Annotated in this window: 14 protein-coding genes; 3 read left to right on the top strand and 11 right to left on the bottom strand. The window is 57.1% G+C overall.

Translation table 11 applies throughout. The annotated features are described in order from the left end of the window. Positions 1–320: 320 nt before the first annotated feature. The 4 genes from QZR18_RS07445 to QZR18_RS07430 form a co-directional block, all read right to left on the bottom strand. Positions 321–650, bottom strand: coding sequence for a branched-chain amino acid transporter permease (locus QZR18_RS07445; RefSeq protein WP_178704790.1), 330 nt, complete (start codon positions 648–650; stop codon positions 321–323). Further along, positions 650–1,399 carry an AzlC family ABC transporter permease gene (locus tag QZR18_RS07440; RefSeq protein ID WP_178704793.1) on the bottom strand — a complete coding sequence of 250 codons (750 nt, stop codon included), beginning with the start codon at positions 1,397–1,399 and terminating at the stop codon, positions 650–652. The genes QZR18_RS07445 and QZR18_RS07440 overlap by 1 nt, the downstream gene beginning before the upstream one ends. Before the next feature lie 104 nt (positions 1,400–1,503). Beyond that, entirely contained in the window at positions 1,504–2,427 is a 924-nt protein-coding gene (locus QZR18_RS07435) for a ribonuclease H (RefSeq protein WP_178704796.1), read from the bottom strand. A gap of 11 nt (positions 2,428–2,438) precedes the next feature. Next, the gene (locus QZR18_RS07430) at positions 2,439–4,622 is read right to left on the bottom strand and encodes a S9 family peptidase (protein WP_178704799.1); all 2,184 of its coding nucleotides are present in this window, start codon (positions 4,620–4,622) and stop codon (positions 2,439–2,441) included. Positions 4,623–4,712: 90 nt separating this feature from the next. Here QZR18_RS07430 and QZR18_RS07425 point away from each other — a divergent pair, with 90 nt between their 5' ends. Both QZR18_RS07425 and QZR18_RS07420 read left to right on the top strand, forming a co-directional pair. Next, positions 4,713–5,192: a GtrA family protein gene (locus tag QZR18_RS07425; RefSeq protein ID WP_178704802.1), complete on the top strand. Its 480-nt coding sequence runs from the start codon at positions 4,713–4,715 to the stop codon at positions 5,190–5,192. 63 nt (positions 5,193–5,255) lie between these two features. Further along, a complete protein-coding gene (locus tag QZR18_RS07420; RefSeq protein ID WP_295910830.1) occupies positions 5,256–6,152 on the top strand; it encodes a patatin family protein in 897 nt (298 codons plus the stop codon). Positions 6,153–6,284: 132 nt separating this feature from the next. Here QZR18_RS07420 and QZR18_RS07415 read toward each other — a convergent pair whose 3' ends face one another. From QZR18_RS07415 to nrdH, 7 genes are all read right to left on the bottom strand, one after another. Then, positions 6,285–8,831, bottom strand: coding sequence for an FtsX-like permease family protein (locus QZR18_RS07415; RefSeq protein WP_178704808.1), 2,547 nt, complete (start codon positions 8,829–8,831; stop codon positions 6,285–6,287). 5 nt (positions 8,832–8,836) lie between these two features. Continuing rightward, positions 8,837–9,568, bottom strand: coding sequence for an ABC transporter ATP-binding protein (locus tag QZR18_RS07410; RefSeq protein WP_178704811.1), 732 nt, complete (start codon positions 9,566–9,568; stop codon positions 8,837–8,839). Positions 9,569–9,649: 81 nt separating this feature from the next. Beyond that, entirely contained in the window at positions 9,650–11,443 is a 1,794-nt protein-coding gene (locus tag QZR18_RS07405; protein WP_178704815.1) for an ABC-ATPase domain-containing protein, read from the bottom strand. Between the two features lie 4 nt (positions 11,444–11,447). Further along, positions 11,448–11,927 (bottom strand): hypothetical protein, encoded by a 480-nt coding sequence (locus QZR18_RS07400; RefSeq protein ID WP_178704818.1) that lies wholly within the window; start codon positions 11,925–11,927, stop codon positions 11,448–11,450. A 328-nt stretch (positions 11,928–12,255) separates the two neighbouring features. Beyond that, on the bottom strand, positions 12,256–14,412 hold the full coding sequence (gene nrdE / locus QZR18_RS07395) for a class 1b ribonucleoside-diphosphate reductase subunit alpha (RefSeq protein WP_178704821.1): 2,157 nt from the start codon (positions 14,410–14,412) through the stop codon (positions 12,256–12,258). Further along, positions 14,382–14,798: a class Ib ribonucleoside-diphosphate reductase assembly flavoprotein NrdI gene (nrdI, locus tag QZR18_RS07390; protein ID WP_178704823.1), complete on the bottom strand. Its 417-nt coding sequence runs from the start codon at positions 14,796–14,798 to the stop codon at positions 14,382–14,384. The genes nrdE and nrdI overlap by 31 nt, the downstream gene beginning before the upstream one ends. 91 nt (positions 14,799–14,889) lie before the next feature. Then, complete coding sequence (nrdH, locus tag QZR18_RS07385; RefSeq protein ID WP_009407829.1) at positions 14,890–15,150, bottom strand: glutaredoxin-like protein NrdH; 261 nt, start codon at positions 15,148–15,150, stop codon at positions 14,890–14,892. Between the two features lie 501 nt (positions 15,151–15,651). On the opposite strand from nrdH, the gene QZR18_RS07380 reads away from it, so the two are divergent. After that, on the top strand, positions 15,652–17,247 hold the full coding sequence (locus QZR18_RS07380) for a SpaH/EbpB family LPXTG-anchored major pilin (RefSeq protein WP_295910827.1): 1,596 nt from the start codon (positions 15,652–15,654) through the stop codon (positions 17,245–17,247). The last annotated feature ends 4 nt before the right edge of the window (positions 17,248–17,251 follow it).

The raw sequence follows: 17,251 nt of genomic DNA, 5'->3' as shown, positions 1-17,251 counted from the left end.
CCTGCCGCTCCCCGAATATCACACGAAGTCGGTAAATGTCGCAGGGAATAAGCTGTGTCTTTTGTTGACTTCGTGTGGAGGTAGCCGGTTAAGCGCAGGACGGGAAGGCGCGTGACACCGTGTACTGCTGTTCCGTGCCAAAAGACATACGAAATTGGTGAATGTCACTGGAAACGAGCTGTGTCTTTTGTCGACTTCGTGTGGAGGGGGGGGTGAGTCTTCGTGTGAGACGGGTCGGGCGGGACGAGGCGGTGGCTGGGGTGTCGAACGCGGCGCGGCGGGGCGTGCGGGGCGAGGCGTGGGCACCGTAAGTACGGCTTCTAGAGCAAGTTCAGCATGAGGATGTAGCTGAGGGTCCCCAAGCCGACACTCCAGAGGAGGCGCCGCTTTGTTGCTAGATGGACAACAACCGTAATGGCGGTTGCGACAATGGCTGCCCACCACTGGGAGCCCGCAGCGCCCGCGCTGTCACTTAGGGTTGCCAGAACAAGGATCAACAAAATCCCCGGAGGCATCCACACAGCCATATTGCGAACAAAGCTGGACTCGCGCAGGGGCTCGAGGATCTTGAAGGGAAGTGCTCGCAAAGTGAAGTCGATGACGAAGACGACCAGGAGGATTCCGAGGAGGTAAGGGAGTGAGTGAGACATCAGGACTCCTCACCGGTGTGCGGCGCGTGCAGCTGATGGTCTGAATCGGCGCTGGGATTGGAAGAGGCTTCGCGTCTTCTTGAGAACACATGGCGCACCACAAGAGAAGTGACGAATAGTAGCAGTGCAAGCAAAAGCCGTTGTTGTGGCCAGACCAGCATTGCGATGAGGAATGATCCGGCGGCCAAAACAACCGAGGGAATGTCCTTGAGGGAACGAATTGAATCGACGGTCAAGGTAATGAACAGTGCAGTGAGGGCAAAATCCAATCCCTGGATCTGAGTGGGGATGAACGAGCCCGCAAGAACGCCAATTAATCCTGAGGCCACCCATGTCGCGAGATAGGTCGCTTGCATCGCAAGAAGACGAGGCTTCGTCCAGCCTTCGGGTCGTGCTGCGGTGATCGCGTAGGCCTCATCAACCAGGGCATACATGGAAAATAGGCGCGCGAGTTTGCCCTCGACTAGGTGGAGAGGGAAGGAAAACGCGTAGAAGAGATGCCGGAAGTTGACGAGCAGCATCGTCACCGCAATGACGGCGATGGGGGTGTACGAAGCCGCCAAAGTAATGACAAGGAGCTCCGCCGACCCTGAATAGGCAGCGAGAGAAAGTGCTGGTGCCATCCACCAGGGCATACCAAGCTGCATGACCAAAATGCCGTATGCAATCCCCAGAGGAATATAGCCCGCCGCAATGGGGGCGGTCATGCGGATTCCGGTAAGGATTTCCGCGCGGGTTGAGGATGGCATTCCCCCATTTTGAGCCGCGGGAACAGGACGTGCATTCGGTGTTCGCGAATCGGAACAGAATGTATCCGTTAGCCCGGAAGGTTGAAGCTCTTGAGCGATACGAGTTACCGAGCCGAGATTGGTGAGGACTGGTGCATGAGGATCCGAGGCCCCTCCTTCCCCGCAACCCAGGTGCTGCTTTCGCGCAGCTTTCCGCCCGTCCAGGTCAAAACGTAGGTGATGACCCATGTGTCCGGATAGCCTGCGGCCGTATTGTGTTGGTCGCTTGAGCCCTGCACGCGACTGACCTGGAAATTCGAGGCCTTCACGTGCTCGGGTGCGCGTCCTTCCAAACCCTGGGTAAGAGAACCGTTGTGCCAGATGCGTATGCAGCCGGGGGCTTCGAGCGCTTTGAGGGCAAGAGAGTTTGCGCGAAGCCAAGCCTCAAGGAATTGGCGTTCGAGTGCTTCTTCCGGCGTTTGCACATCCGTTGCGTTTCCCAGAATTTCTCTGCCTGCCGAGGCAGCATCAGCTGTGGGCGTGGAAGGTTCGAATTCCGTCGCCGTGCTTTCCGCAGGTGAAGCGAACCCCGGCCCCGTGGGAATATCGCGACCATCGCGGTAAGCTTCCGCGCAGGAACGTGCTGCGTCATCGGCCCGCTCGTTGAGCGGATGTCCCGCGTGGCCCTTCACCCACTCGAAGGTCACTGTGCGCCCCTGCATAGCGCGGTCGATTTCTTGAATGAGTTCCAGATTTTTAATGGGTTTCTTATCAGCCTTGACCCACCCGCGCTTCTTCCAGCCGGGTGACCACTTGGAGATCACATTAATTGCGTACTGAGAGTCTGCGAGGATGTGGAGCTCTTCGTCAGCTAAACCGGCTTGAGCGGTGGCATTGAGCAGCTCGAGGACTGCATTGAGTTCGCCCAAATTGTTGGTACCGCTGGGCCAACCGCCCGCATCCCAACAGTCCTCTGAGATTACCCATGCCCATCCAGCAGGTCCGGGGTTGCCTAAAGAAGAACCGTCTACCGCAGCTGTGATTGTCATAGAAAATTCCTCTACTTGGTAATACCGACCTGGTGCAGCACGAAGGCGAATTCTTGCGCCCTGGCATTCCAGCGTCCCTTGCGTCCAGATGCCCCCGCGTGTCCAGCGACCATTTCGGTTCGGATCACGATGGGTGGTTGATCGGGGACTTGAGCGGTAGCTTGTCGAAGACGTTGAATCCACTTATGGGGTTCAACGTAGAAGACGCGTGTGTCATTGATTGAGGTCGTTGCCATGATTGCTGGATAGCGCACTCCCTGGTGGACATTTTCATAGGGGGTGTATGAGCGCATGAGCGCGAAAACGTCAGGATCCTCGATGGGATTTCCCCATTCTTCCCACTCGCCAACAGTCAGGGGAAGTGAGGGATCCAAGATTGTTGTCAGTGCGTCAACGAAAGGGACCCCTGCGATTATTGCGGCAAAACGATCGGGCTGTGCGTTCGTGACTGCACCCATAAGAAGTCCCCCCGCACTGCGACCCTCGGCGATCAAACGATCGGGGTGAACCCATCCGGAGTTGACCAGGTAGTTCGAAACGTCCAGGAAATCGGTGAAGGTGTGGGTTTTCACCAGTTTCTTGCCGTCTTCGTACCATGCGCGTCCCATTTCTCCGCCGCCGCGGATATGGGCGATTGCGTGCACGACGCCTCGTTTAAGGGCAGGAAGACGCAAGATGTCGAATTCGGGGTCAAAGGAAATTTCATAGGACCCATAGCCGTGGATCCACCCCGCATGTGTTCCGTCGGGCTGGGCATCACGACGATGAACCAAAGTGACCGGAATTTGAGTGTGCCCATCTCGGGCACTCACCCACACGCGCTCTTCCGTGAAATCAGACGGATCCCAGTTGGGAACCTGAGTGACCTTGAGGATACGCGACTTCCCTGTTCGTAGATCAAGCTCTTCTACGGTCGGTGAAGTCAAAACACTCTGATACCCCACACGAACAAGGCAGTCTTCAAATCGCCCAGAACTGAGGGGATAGAGGCTACGGATCGTCCCTTCTTTATTGAGTTCTTCCCCAAGCTCCCACAGATCACTGCAATCCGAGGCCGGAACCGGTTTTCCGTCGACAACTTCGAGCTGGCGTGTGCGCCGGTAGTAGCGTGCTTGGGGGAGTGCGTCACGCCTGTAGGACAGGGTGAAGAAATCGCGATAGGCCTCGAGATCGCTCAGGCGCTCACCGTCACGGGCGGTGTAGAGCGTCACCCAGCGATCGGGGTCCACAAGCGAATCCACCGTGCCCTCTTGAGGCAAAGGAATACATGCCAAACTTCCTTCGCGTGAAAGCGCCGTGTGGATGACAAGCAGGTGATCGCCTGCGGGTTCAACGTTGATCTGGACGTCATCACGCTTGGCGACAACGGGAAGCGGAGAAGTGCTGGGTGCATAAGGATCCCACAGCCATGCACCGCCACTGGTTGTCGAGGTCGAATGAACAACGACGTGCCACGGGTCGTTCGACGCGGAAAACCACAGATCGAAGGCCTCGTCCGGCTCTTCCAACAGCAGGGAATCCTCGTCGATATTCGCGCCAACTTGGTGATGCCAGAGCTGGAACTGGCGCCACGCTTCATCAACTCGCGTGTAAATGAAGGACTGTGAATCAGCCGCCCAGGCGAAGCCATAGCCCGCGTCAGTCACGACCTGGTCAACGATGTCGCCGCTGGATGCGTCCTGAATAATCCACGTCCAGCGTTCGTCCCCTTCGGTATCGCGAGACCAAGCAATCAAGCGTCCATCTGCGGTTGGAACCAATTCCCCGACTTTGAAGAACTCTTCACCTTGGGCACACAGGTTTTCGTCAAGAAGAAGCTGCTCACCTTCCAAGGTGTCCTTATCTGCCAGCACCGGGGTTTCGGTGTAGTGCAGGGCTGAAACTCGATAATGCTTCGCGTAGGAATCTTCGTGGAATTGGCGCTGGAAGTACCACCAGTCACCAATCCGCTGAGGAGCCGAATACACAACCGGTGCAGTGAAAGAATCGAACTCCGAAACAAGAGCGCTGACCAATTCCCGTGTAGGTTCGCACACCTTGTCCGCCCAGCGGTTTTCCGCCTGGATATGAGCCACAACCTGGGGATCATTACGGTCGCGCAACCAATCCCAGGGGTCGTCAAAGTAGTCCCCATGGATGGAACGAACTCGCGTCCCAAAACGCTGCGGGGCAAGAGGAGCTGCTTCTTCAGTCATATGGATACTGTAAGGGAGTACACCCGCATCTGGAGACCGTTCGGAGCACGCTGGCCAAACACCCTCAAATTAAACGTTAAAATCAGTAGCATGCCCACAGATCAACACATCACTACACAAGCCCCCCAGAGCCTCGGGGAGACTCTGCGCGGGTGGATTAAGGAATTCATCCAATTCGGGCTGGTTGGAGCAACCGCTTTCGTCATCGACATGGGGCTGTTCAACCTTTTTCAGCACGGACCGCTGGGATTCCTTTCAGGCCATGTCAATACCGCGAATGCGCTTGCAGCCAGCATTGCAACCATCTACTCGTGGATCATGAACCGCGTGTGGACCTACCGCGGGCGAACTCAGGAAAACGCGGGACGTGAAGCATTTCTATTCTTCTTTGCAAACGTGTGCGGCATTGGAATTACGCAGTTCTGTCTGCTGTTCACGCACCACATCCTCGGTTTGAATTCGCCTCTGGCCGACAATATTTCCGCCTATGTCGTCGGCTTTGCGCTGGGAACGGCTTTCCGCTTTGTTTTCTATCACTATGTCGTATTCACGGGAACAAAGAACAGGTAATTTTCGCCATAAATTCGTCCCCACCCCTTCGCCTGCCCCCGCTTTGCGCCGTAGAGTCGAGGGGTGAACACGAAAACTCTTAAGCACATTGATGACACTGCCCTGGTTTTTGAAGGCGGCGGTATGCGCGGCGCCTTCACCGCTGGAATCACCGCAACCCTGATCGAAGAGGGTATTGATTTCCCCCATGTTTCGGGGATTTCCGCGGGTTCATCGAACACCGTTAACTATGTGTCTCGTGATGCTCAGCGTGCTCACGATACTTTCACGACAGTCGCCGACAGCCCTGAATTCGGAGGTCTCAAGCACTGGATGCACGGCCGCGGGATGTTCAATGTCGACTATTTGTACGACGAGATCGCTCAGCCCGACGGCGATGCGCCTTTGGACCTCGATACTTTCCTTTCGAACCCGGCAGAGGTTCGCATCGGAGCCTTCAATGCGACCCGAGGGGAAGAAGTCTGGTTCACCAAGGAAGATATGCGTACGGTGGAAGAAGTTGGTCGCTGCGTTCGTGCCTCCTCGACGCTGCCGATCATCATGCCGACGGTCACGATCGATGGCGACACCTACGTTGATGGAGCTCTTGGGCCAGATGGTGGAATCCCGCTGGATGCACCCATGCGCGATGGCTACCGTAAGTTTTTCGTCGTTCTTACGCGCCCGCGAGACTTCGTCAAGGCTCCGATCAAGCCCGGCGTATATTCCGCCCTCAGGCTGGCTTTCCCCCATCTTCCCTCCATGGCCGGGGCCGTGGCTCGCCGTACCGTCGCCTACAACGCCGCCCGCCGGAAGCTATTTGAGCTGGAGGAACAGGGACGTGCGTTGATTGTGACCCCCGAAGATCTGGCCATCGACAAGATGGAGATGAATGTTGAACGCCTTGAAGATGCCTTTGACGCCGGAGTTGCTCTGGCGCGTCGGGATCTTCCCCGTTGGGAAGCTTTTTTGGGGCTCTAAGGTTGGCCTCGGCGCTCGTGGGCGCTGAAGATGACTGAGTACTTTCATGAGTAAGGGTGTGGGGCCAAGCGGAAAACCGCCTGGCCCCACACCCCTACTTGTGATCTGGCAGAAAGCCTAAATTTTCCAGTCTTATTCGGTAGCCAGGGCGACCGAAGGACTGACCTTTGCTGCTCTGCGACCAGGTAGCCACGAGGCAAGGAGCGCAGCAAGGATCGCGATCAGGATCACCGCAAGGATCTGCATCCACGGGATAGTGATGAAGACCGTGATGCCTTCCAAGGGAAGCGCCAGGATGCCTATCGCTCCGAAGAAGATTCCGCACGCGGTTCCAATCAGCGCCCCCGTCACTGAGATGAACAGTGCTTCAAGAGCGAGCATAGATTTCATCTGTCTCTTGGTCAGGCCAAGGGCTCGAAGCAGGCCATTTTCACGGGTACGTTCGGCAACCGACAGTGACAGAGTGTTCGCAACACCCACCAGCGCAACCAGGACAGACACACCCAACAGGCCGAGGACAATGAGCAACATCCGATTAATGATGTTCGTGTACATCTCGCGTTCGATTGCCGAACCTCCAACAGACAGTCCGGTGTCAATCTTTGCCAGGTTCTTCTGAACGGCTGTTGCAGAGGCCCCATCCTTGAGCTTGACGATCATTCCGGTAATTGGAGCCTTTGGGGCGATTTTCAGCAGATTCGCCTGACTGATCTCATAGGGTGCTGTGGAATCCTTGTCGTACTTCGCTTTCAGGGTTATGCATGAACCTTCAGCTGCGCACAGCTTGATGTTCTTGCCGTCCAGGGACCCCAAACCGACCATCACAGTCGCATCGTCGATCTGATCGACAGTTGAGTGCGCGACCGTTGAGTAGTTGGGTTGTCCTAAAATCCGCATCGATCCGGGCGCTTCAGAACCGCTACCTCCGGGAGCAATGGTTCCATCCTCTGCGTTAGCACCGCCCACAGTGGAATAAACGGGGACCGTAGCGGCCACTCCATCGGTCGAAGAGATCCGCGACTGAATATCGCTACTCAGAGCCTCGTCACTAAAGTTCGACACCGAGATGTCGAAAGGACGACGCTCATTAACTTCGTTAATCAGGGAGTCACGCAACGAGGAGGCTCCGACCATCATGGTGACAACCAGGGTGACGCCAATGACAATCGATGTACCGGTTGCGGCGGTTCGACCGGGGTTGCGGACCGTATTTTCGCGTGCCATCCGCGCAAGCATTCCCGGCCACACCTTCCCAAAGAGCTTTGTTGCCGCGGGGACAATGACGGTGCATGTCACGAGGATGCCCACCAGGCACAGCAAAGACAGACCGAAAGAGGCCAAGAATTTCTGCGACCCATTGTGAATACGAAGTGAGGCAAACAGGCTTCCACCGCACAGCACCGTCATTAGCAGTCCCAGGGTCAACGCGAAACGGTGGCTCTTCTGGGAAGTAGCGTCGGACTCGTTAACCGGGGAAAGCGCAGCGATCGGAGGAACTTGAGAAACCGTGCGGGCAGGTCGGCGGCCAACGAAAACGGTTAGCAGTGTACCGAAGAGCCACACGAGCACGACATAGAGGGGCGAAATCGAGGAGATGACATCGACAAAAGTGGTGTCCTCTGTGAGAGTGCTTAGCAATCCGCCAAGTAGGAGTCCCAAGACGATGCCGACGAGCGAGGAAATCCCGCCAACCGCATAGGTCTCGCGGCGAACCAGAGAGCGCACCTGCTTCGTACTTCCGCCCAGTGCGCGCAGAAGTGCCAGTTCGCGCCTGCGCTGTTGGAGCAGTACTCGGAAGGTCGAAGAGACGACAACCGAGGCAACCACGATTGCAATAGCCGGGAAGATCAGCGCAATCGCGGTGATCATCGCCGATGAGATTTGAATCGCTCGCAGGCTTTCGTCCACGGTTGCGGAAACACTCGTCACCTTGACGCCCTTGAGTGAAGCCAGCTCAGTTGTGAGCTTTTGTGTCCACTTTTCCTGATCATCAGTTGAGGGGTTTCCGTACTTATTCACTGCAGGCGCATTGGTCGCAACGTGAATTTCACCGGTCGGCTTCATTCCCGTGCTCGCCTCGAAACCTTGAGTCGTCACGTAGGACGGTGCCAAAGTGCGATTTCCAGAAGAGTAGGTTCCGACGATGGTGAACTCGTGTGCGGAAACCGCATTGTCACGGGACAGGCTTGTCAGTTTGTCGCCAATTTTGAGGGAAGATTCCTTTGCCGTGCGCTGGGGAATGACGATTTCCGAGGCCGTGGCAGGGGCTTTTCCTTCACTCATCTTCACTGCGCTGAGGGGTTCCGCGAGCGCTGGAGAGAGGAAGATCGTTGTCTGATCGTTGCCGGCCTTCACTGCAATGGGGTATTGCGCTGTAATTCCAACCGCCGTCACGCCCTGAATGTTTGCGATCTTTTGAGTGAGGGTATCGAAATCATTGCCGACCTGGGCAGGCGTCATGTTCAGCGCCTCGTCATCGGCAGGACTGTAGGTGACCACTGATGTGGTCCCGCGGTAGGAATTACGGACGCTACCGGTAAGCGATGAGGTCATCGTATTTGAGAACAAAAGCGTGATGACGATGAACGCAGTGGAGATGGCAACCGCCAAGCCAGTTGAGAAGTAGCGGCGACCGTGGGAATGAAGATTGGCTTTTAACAGCCGTGTCGTTGCGCTCACGGATGTCACCTCAACGCGGCATTCAGCTGCTCTTCGCTGGCATTGCGAAGATCGGACACGATTTGGCCGTCACGGACAACCAAGACGCGATCAGCGTAGGTTGCGGCATGAACATCGTGAGTGACCATAATGACGGACTGACCCAGTTCGGTAACTGCTCGACGCAATAGATCAAGAACCTCTGAGGTCGAGTGAGAATCTAGGTTACCGGTGGGTTCGTCAGCAACGATGACTGCGGGACGGCTCATCAGTGCACGAGCTACAGCCACACGCTGCTGCTGGCCACCCGAAAGTTCTGATGGCCTGTGGTTGAGGCGTTGTTCCAGCCCTAGCGAAGAAACAACGAAGGTGAACCAGTCTTCATCAACTTTCTGTCCTGCAAGTTCCAAGGGGAGAAGGATGTTTGCCTTGGCATCCAGGGTGGGAATCAAGTTGAAGCTCTGGAAGATGAAACCGATGCGGTCGCGGCGAAGTTTCGTCAGATCAGCATCTTTCAAAGCGGTGATTTCTGTGTTTTCAATGAGCACGCGACCTGAGGTCAGCGAATCGAGTCCCGCAAGAATGTGCATCATGGTGGACTTACCCGAGCCGGAGGGGCCCATGATTGCGGTGAATTCACCAGAGTAGAAATCAACGGTGACGTTATTGAGGGCAGTGACCTGGGTATCACCCATGCCGTAAACCTTGGACACGTTAGCGAGGCGAACGATCGGGGTCGCAGATGGATCTGTATTCATGCCTCCATCATGGCGGTGCGAGCAGAGCGAGCGCTATGGGGGGATGCCCTGGGCCTTCCCTGATTTCCCCCGGTGTATCCCTTAGTCTTTGGTGGCGCTGGAGGGTGCTTTCTCGCTCAAGCTCAGTCCTCGGAAGCGGTTGAGGGCCGCTGCGACATCGACGAGGCGTGGGCGGGCAAGGCGTCCTGGCAGGGCGTGCGCCCCGAATTTTACGACAGCATCTAAACCTTCAGAGTTCAGTGCGCGCTCAAGGCGCGCCAAAAGATCACTGAGGCTACTTGCCCCATTCGCGTAGGTGTAAAGCAATCCGCGAAGCATCCATGCAATTGCCTCGGTCTGCCCAGGATCCACAATCTGCTCAACGTCGCCCAAGTCAAGGTTGATCTTGTCGATGGTGATTGAGGACAAACCTGCTGCCTTCGTCTTTGGTCGATCGGAGGAATGCAAGCGCGCAGGGGCGCGCCGCGCTAAAGGAGCGCTCATTGTCAGGTTCTGATGTGCACGAGGAAGCTCATCGACGATGTGACGTGCCCGATCGCTCACGTCTAGGCAGCGGTAGTGGTCCATCATCAAGACCCGATCTGCCTGATCGAGATAATCTCCCGATCCGCCCATGACGAGGATTGTTGAGACACCCAGATCTTTGTGAAGGGAGGAAATTCGATCAACCAGGGGAGTGATCGGCTCTTTCTCTGATTGGACCAGCTCGCGCATGCGCGCATCACGGATCATGAGGTTCGTTGCGCTGGTGTCTTCGTCAATCAGTAGAAGCGTCGAAGCCAACTGGATTGACTCGATTAAGGATGCAGCCTGCGATGTTGAACCCGAGGCATTCTCAGTGGAGAAATGCGTTGTGCCGGTATCTCCCGGAAGATGAGTGATGAAGGATGAGACATCGACGCCGGTGACCGCCCGACCATCGGCAGCGCGTACCTTCATCGCATCCTCAAGGGTTGCAACGTATTCGCGGCCATCTCCAGGAATGTGCGCATATACGCCACGCTGAATCGCACCCAAAAGCGTGGACTTACCGTGGTATCCGCCGCCGACAATCACCGTGACTCCGGGCTCGATTGCCATCCCGCGAAGGATGCCGGCGTGAGGGAGCTCGACCTCGGCCTCGGCAGTGGCGGGGGAGGAGAAAGGAAGTGCACCCTCCATGGGGGACTGCGAGACTCCGCTGCGGCGAGCAAGAATGGAACCGTTGGCGATGAAAGATACCCAGCCGCGATCGATGAGGATCTGCTGCAGGGCACGATAATCCTCGTAAACCGCGATATGACGCAACAAAGCCTCACGTTCGCGTTCGACTTCAGGAATATCGCTCAGGTAGTCGAAAGTATCTTGGACTGCATCCGGTACGTCGAGGTCGAAAATCTGTGCTGCGCGGTGGCCAAGGATTGTTCGGCCTCGTGCGGGCATACGGACTTCAAAACGCAATTCAACGCGGTCGGGCTTGACGGTGCAGGCACTGCGATCAAGAATCTCGACGCTGGGGGACATTACCTGAATGTCATGAAGGCGTCGCTCGCGTAGGGAACGGTTGAAAGCACGCAGTAGGTAATCTGCGCACGCTGCCCGGGCATCGGGTGAGGCGATTGCGGCCTGTGGAAGTCCCATTTCCTGCGGGGTTGAAATGGCACGCACCTTCGAGGGCGGAGCGTAGGGATCGGCCTGAATTCGGTCGATTGAAAGCGAGAAGCTCCCGAAATCCCACATTCCAACGACGGACTTGTAAGCGGGATACGAGCGTCCATCAAGTTTGTGAAGCGTTCGGATGAGTTCCTCATCGCTACCGGTGTGTTTGCGGAACTCAGCGGTAGAACTCTGGCCGGAAATGCGCTGTGCGCGCTCTTGATTGCTTGAGGTGCTCATGAGCTCAGCCGATCGCGTGCGAGATCGTGATGATCGCGTAAATGATGAGGAAAACGACCAGGCAGGAGTGAATGATCGTGCCTGCGATGCCCAGAGATCGGGCGATGAGGGCCTTCTGATAGGAATTTTCGGGAAGGGATGCCGAGCGAGCGTTCTTGATCGCGGAAGTGCTCCATGCCCATGCCGGAATCGAGCCGAAAAGGCCGATGAGGAACAGGCCAAGAAGAGCAAGAACCAGCGGGCCGTTGCTGGGGACATTGCGCGCCTCCAGCGTCGGGGTGGCCGGCGTGTAGGTGAATTCAGGTGCACCGAACTGGGGTTGAGAGGAAGTTTGGGGCTGTTGGGGTGCAGCCGGAGTTGGCGCTGGTATTGCCGAGGGAGGCGCTGGCACTTGCGGTACCTGCGCGGATTCCGCGTATCCCGAAGCGTTCATTGGGATGGGGGCTTTGAATGGTCCGGAGTTCTGCGGATCAGGTTGCGTCATGTCTCCATCATAGGCAATGGCTTGAGGTGCAGGCGCGTTCCAAGCATCCTCTAAGCTTGCTCCACATGAAGTTGGTGTTTGTCACAGGTTATAGCCTGTGTCTTTTCCTGACTTCGTGTGGCTTTCCGAGGCCGTGCCCTCACGTGGCTTTCCGAGGCCGTGCCCCCCACGTGACTTTCCGAGGCCGTGCCCCCACGCCTCTTTCCGAGGCCGTGCCCGCTGGTCCGCGTGCCTCTTTCCGCACCCGGAGACACTCCGCGCAGCAGCACAAATACAATGCGGGGGCCGGTTTCCCGACCCCCGCTCTACCCGGCAAACGGGCTTGACATCACAGCATGCAGGACACGCAGCCCGAAACTTCGGTGCCTTCCAGTGCCATCTGACGCAGTCGCATGTAGTACAGGGTCTTGATGCCCTTCTTCCACGCGTAGATGTAGGACTTGTTGAGGTCACGCGTGGTCACCGTATCGGGGTAGAACAGCGTGAGCGACAGGCCCTGATCGACGTGCTGGGTCGCAACCGCGTAGGTGTCGATGATCTTCTCGGGGCCGATTTCGTACGCATCCTGGTAGTACTCCAGGTTTTCGTTCGTCATGTAGGGCGCCGGGTAGTAGACGCGACCGATCTTGCCTTCCTTGCGGATTTCGATGCGCGAGACGATCGGGTGGATCGATGAGGTCGAGCCGTTGATGTACGAGATCGAACCGGTCGGCGGGACCGCCTGCAGGTTCTGGTTGTACATTCCGTACTGGGCGACGTCGGCCGCCAGAGCCGCCCAATCCTCCTGCGTGGGCAGGTGGATTGTCGAGGCCGCAAGAAGTTCGCGGCAACGCTCAGTTTGGGGCTCCCACACCTGGTCGATGTATTTGCGGAAGTACTCGCCCGAGGCGTATTGGGAATCCTCGAAGCCCTCGAAGCTCACTCCGCGCTCGCGGGCGATTGTGCACGAGGCCTTGATGGCCTCGTAGGCGACGGCCATAAAGTACATATTCGTGAAGTCCAGGGCTTCTTCGCTGCCGTAGTAAACGTGCTCGCGAGCGAGGTAACCGTGGAGGTTCATCTGACCCAGGCCGATGGCGTGGCTCATGGCGTTACCGCGGGCAATCGAAGGTACCGACTGGATATCCGACAGATCAGAGACGGCAGTCAAACCGCGGATTGCGGTCTCGATGGTCTTGGAGAAATCCGGGGAATCCATGGTCTTCGCGATATTGAGCGAGCCCAGGTTGCAGGAAATGTCCTTACCAATGTGCGAGTACGAGAGGTCATCGTTGTAGGTCGAGGCTTCGGACACCTGGAGGATCTCCGAGCACAGGTTCGACATGGTGATGCGGCCCTTGATGGGGTTCGCAGCATTGACCGTGTCTTCGAAGACAATGTAGGGGTAGCCGGACTCGAACTGGATTTCAGCGATGGTCTGGAAGAAACGACGTGCGTTGATCTTCTTCTTGTGGATACGGCCATCATCGACCATCTCGTGGTATTTCTCGGTGACTGAGATTTCCGAGAAGGGCACGCCGTAGACGCGCTCGACATCGTAGGGACTGAATAGGTACATGTCCTCGTTCTTGCGGGCCAGTTCGAAGGTGATGTCGGGGATGACCACGCCCAAGGAGAGGGTCTTAATACGGATCTTCTCATCCGCATTCTCGCGCTTGGTGTCCAGGAACTGCATGATGTCCGGGTGGTGTGCGTGCAGGTAGACGGCACCCGCGCCCTGACGTGCGCCCAGCTGGTTCGCGTAGGAGAAAGAGTCCTCGAGAAGCTTCATAACGGGAACTACGCCACTGGACTGGTTCTGAATCTTCTTGATCGGGGCGCCGGCCTCGCGAAGGTTGGTGAGCTGCAGGGCCACGCCACCGCCGCGCTTGGACAGCTGCAGTGCGGAGTTGATGCCGCGGGCGATGGATTCCATGTTGTCTTCGATGCGCAGAAGGAAGCAGGAGACGAGCTCGCCTCGGGCGGCCTTGCCGGCATTGAGGAAGGTCGGGGTTGCCGGCTGGAAACGTCCGGTCATCATCTCATCGACCAGGTGGCGCGCCATCTCGATATCGCCCTGTGCCAAGTAGAGCGCGACCATGACGACGCGGTCTTCAAAGCGCTCTAGGTAGCGGGTCCCATCGAAGGTCTTGAGCGTGTACGAGGTGTAGTACTTGAAGGCGCCCAAGAAGGTGGGGAAGCGGAACTTGTGGGCGTAGGCTTGCTTGTGGAGGTCCTTGATGTCTTGGAAGTCGTATTGGTCCAAGACATGCTTCTCGTAGTAGCCCTGCTCGACCAGGTATTCCATCTTCTCTTCCAGGTCGTGGAAGAAAACGGTGTTCTGGTTGACGTGCTGGAGGAAGTACTGGCGCGCTGCCTGTCGATCGGCCTCGAATTGGATCTTGCCGTCGGCGTCGTAGAGGTTCAGTTGCGCGTTGAGCGCGTGGTAATCCAGCTCGGGGGAGGGGGCTGTTTCTACTCCTGTGTCGGTGAGGTTTTCTGCCAAAACTCGCTCAATCCTTCGCGAACTCGTGAGACGTCTTCGGCAGTGCCGAGGAGCTCAAATTTATACATGTGGGGGATGTGTAATTTTGCGGAGATGATGTCTCCGGCCAGGCAGTAGGCCGTGCCGAAGTTGGTGTTCCCAGAAGAGATGACTCCGCGGCAGAGGCCACGGTTGTGTTCATCGTTGAGGAACTTGATGACTTGTTTGGGGACCGCTCCCTTGACGTTGCCTCCGCCATAGGTGGGGACGATGAGGACGTAGGGCTGATCGACGTGAAGGAATCCGTCACGGGGGAGAAGCGGGATTCGCTGTGCTGGGAATCCGAGTTTTTCCACGAAACGGCGGGTATTGCCCGTCGCCGACGAGAAGTAGACGACGTTGACCATGTGGTCTTTTCCTTTCACGAGGCCGCCCCTGGGCAGGGAGCAAAAAGTGACCCGGTCCCCCGGTTTGTTTGGGGGACCGGGTGGGTTGCTTTTAGGCGTTAACGACGCGTGCCGTTCCCATTGCCGAGGCCTGCGCTGCGGCCTTGATGAGATCGGGGCGGTAGCCGCTCCAGTGGTCTTCACCGGCGATAACGACGGGAGCTTGCTGGTAGCCCAAGCCCTTAATGAACTCGAGTGCCGAGGGATCTTCGGTGAGGTCGACCTTCGTGTAGTCCAGTCCCTGCTTGTCGAGTGCGCGGTAGGTCGCATCGCACTGGACACACATGGGCTTGGAGTAGACGGTGATAGACATGGTCGGACCTTTCAATGTCGTGTGTTGATGTGTGTTTTTCCGCTGTTTACCCGGGGGAGCGGAACATGCGATAACACTACACCTTGTGTGTGCTTTCGTCACGAGACCCAATATGTTGTGTCTAACTATGTTCCTGACCCTAGATGTGGATGGATGAGTGTTCCTCTGTGGATGGGGTGTGGATGAGGGTGGCTTACATCGGTGTAATTTGAGGAAATTGTGCCCGAGGGGGCCTGTGGATAGAGCTCCTCAATTTCTCCACAGAGTGGGTTGAGGCTGTGGGTAAGCGCACGAAAAATTCGAAAAATTTCGTGCCCATGTCGGCGTGTCGCATCTACCGCATGAGCGTTTGGGGCTTCGTCCCGAATGGATTGCCGGTGGTCACCATGAAACAGCGCCTCAGGCAGATAACTTTGCCCAAGACACGGACCCTGTAAATGACTAGTTCAATCGCCATCACTTAATCTGTTTAAAGATCCCGTACAACAGGAGAACACAAAAATGACAACTCTTCAGACCCGTCGAGGTATCAGCCTCCTCGCCGTCATCGCGGTTGCCACCGGTGCCGCAGCGGTTCCTGGTATTGCTACGGCAGCCCCCTCCGGATCGGCATTCGGTGTTGTTGCCACCGCTGAGCGTCTTCCCTCACTGGTTGATCTGGATACCAACAGGACCGGCTCCATCACCATCCACAAGCTAGTGAAGGACGCCACCAACGGCATCAGCGAAGGTAGCGGTCTTGAGGACAGCACCGTCACCGGTACCCCGCTTGACGGCACAAAGTTCACCGTCGAGCGTTTGACCAATGTCGACCTGACCACTCAGGCCGGCTGGGAGAAGCTCGTTGGTTTCAACGGTGACGTTGCTACCGCGAAGGCAGACGGCGTTGACGCAGCAGTTGAGAAGACCACCGCTGGCGGCGGTCTGGCCACCTTCTCCAACCTGCCCCTGGGCGCCTACGTCGTGACCGAGACCGAAACCCCCGCGGGCTACGTCGGCTCCAAGCCCTTCATCGTCACGGTTCCGATGACAAACCCGAAGGACCTGAACAAGTGGGTCTACGACGTTCACGCATACCCGAAGAACGCCAAGGCCGGCGTCGAGAAGACCGTCGCCGACGAGAGCACCCCCGCGGTGGGTTCGGAGATTTCCTACGCCTTGAAGTCCGACATCCCCGCAGTTGAGGGCCTTGACTTCTACGATGTCGTCGACCAGTACGATAAGCGAGTTGAACTGCCCGAAGCCGCCATCATGCTGAAGATCATCAACGGCAAGACCGGTGAGGTTGCTCTGACCAAGGGCACTGACTACAAGCTGATCGGCGCCACCGGCACCGACAGCACAACCATGTTCTGGACCGCTGAGTTCACTGAGACCGGCCGCGCCAAGCTGATTGCGAACCGTAAGGACGACACCACCAAGGTCCAGATGGACCTGGTTGGTACCGTCAAGGAAAAGGTCGGTACCGACGGTATCTTCAAGAACAAGGGCATCTTGCTCCCCAACGCTCCCACCAACGGTTGGAAGCCCAACTCGGGTGAGGTTCCCCCGCCGGATTACCCGAACTCTGAGGTTGTCTCCAAGTTTGGCAAGGTGAAGATCACCAAGGTTTCCGCAGAAGATACAAGCGCGAAGCTCAAGGGTGCAGAGTTCGAGGTGTACCAGTGCACGCCTGAAAGCACTCCCACCAAGAACTTCGACCCGGTTGACGCAACCCTGGACACGAAGCTGAGCCCCGCCGGTGTTACCACCTACGTGACCGACGCAAACGGTGAGGTTGCCATCGATGGCCTGCGCAACAACGACTGGGCAAACAACAAGCAGGTCACCAACCCCGGTTGGTACTGCCTCGTTGAGACCAAGGCTCCCGAAGGCTTCGAGCTCCAGACTCGCCCGATCGCCTTCCAGGTCCTCGAGACCAACTCGACGGCTAATAACCACTACACCCTGGAGACCGCGGTCAAGGATGCTCCTCGCAATGGTGGATTCCGCCTTCCCATTACCGGTGCTGCCGGTGTGGGCGTGCTGATCGCAGCTGGCTCCGCACTTGTTGTCGGCGCTGGCGCCATCACCATTGCGAACAAGCGTCGCAAGTAAAACG

It is taken from the genome of uncultured Actinomyces sp. (assembly GCA_900541895.1).
In the GTDB taxonomy this organism is placed as follows: Bacteria; Actinomycetota; Actinomycetes; order Actinomycetales; family Actinomycetaceae; genus Pauljensenia.
The sequence above is the reverse complement of the archived record's forward strand: the minus strand, read 5'-3'. Positions and strand labels throughout refer to the sequence as shown.

Coding starts and splice junctions, on each gene's coding strand:
- QZR18_RS07445 (WP_178704790.1), bottom strand. CDS start 650: ATGTCTCACTCACTCCCTTACCTCCTCGGAATCCTCCTGGTCGTCTTC.
- QZR18_RS07440 (WP_178704793.1), bottom strand. CDS start 1,399: ATGCCATCCTCAACCCGCGCGGAAATCCTTACCGGAATCCGCATGACC.
- QZR18_RS07435 (WP_178704796.1), bottom strand. CDS start 2,427: ATGACAATCACAGCTGCGGTAGACGGTTCTTCTTTAGGCAACCCCGGA.
- QZR18_RS07430 (WP_178704799.1), bottom strand. CDS start 4,622: ATGACTGAAGAAGCAGCTCCTCTTGCCCCGCAGCGTTTTGGGACGCGA.
- QZR18_RS07425 (WP_178704802.1), top strand. CDS start 4,713: ATGCCCACAGATCAACACATCACTACACAAGCCCCCCAGAGCCTCGGG.
- QZR18_RS07410 (WP_178704811.1), bottom strand. CDS start 9,568: ATGAATACAGATCCATCTGCGACCCCGATCGTTCGCCTCGCTAACGTG.
- QZR18_RS07405 (WP_178704815.1), bottom strand. CDS start 11,443: ATGAGCACCTCAAGCAATCAAGAGCGCGCACAGCGCATTTCCGGCCAG.
- QZR18_RS07400 (WP_178704818.1), bottom strand. CDS start 11,927: ATGACGCAACCTGATCCGCAGAACTCCGGACCATTCAAAGCCCCCATC.
- nrdI (WP_178704823.1), bottom strand. CDS start 14,798: ATGGTCAACGTCGTCTACTTCTCGTCGGCGACGGGCAATACCCGCCGT.
- nrdH (WP_009407829.1), bottom strand. CDS start 15,150: ATGTCTATCACCGTCTACTCCAAGCCCATGTGTGTCCAGTGCGATGCG.
- QZR18_RS07380 (WP_295910827.1), top strand. CDS start 15,652: ATGACAACTCTTCAGACCCGTCGAGGTATCAGCCTCCTCGCCGTCATC.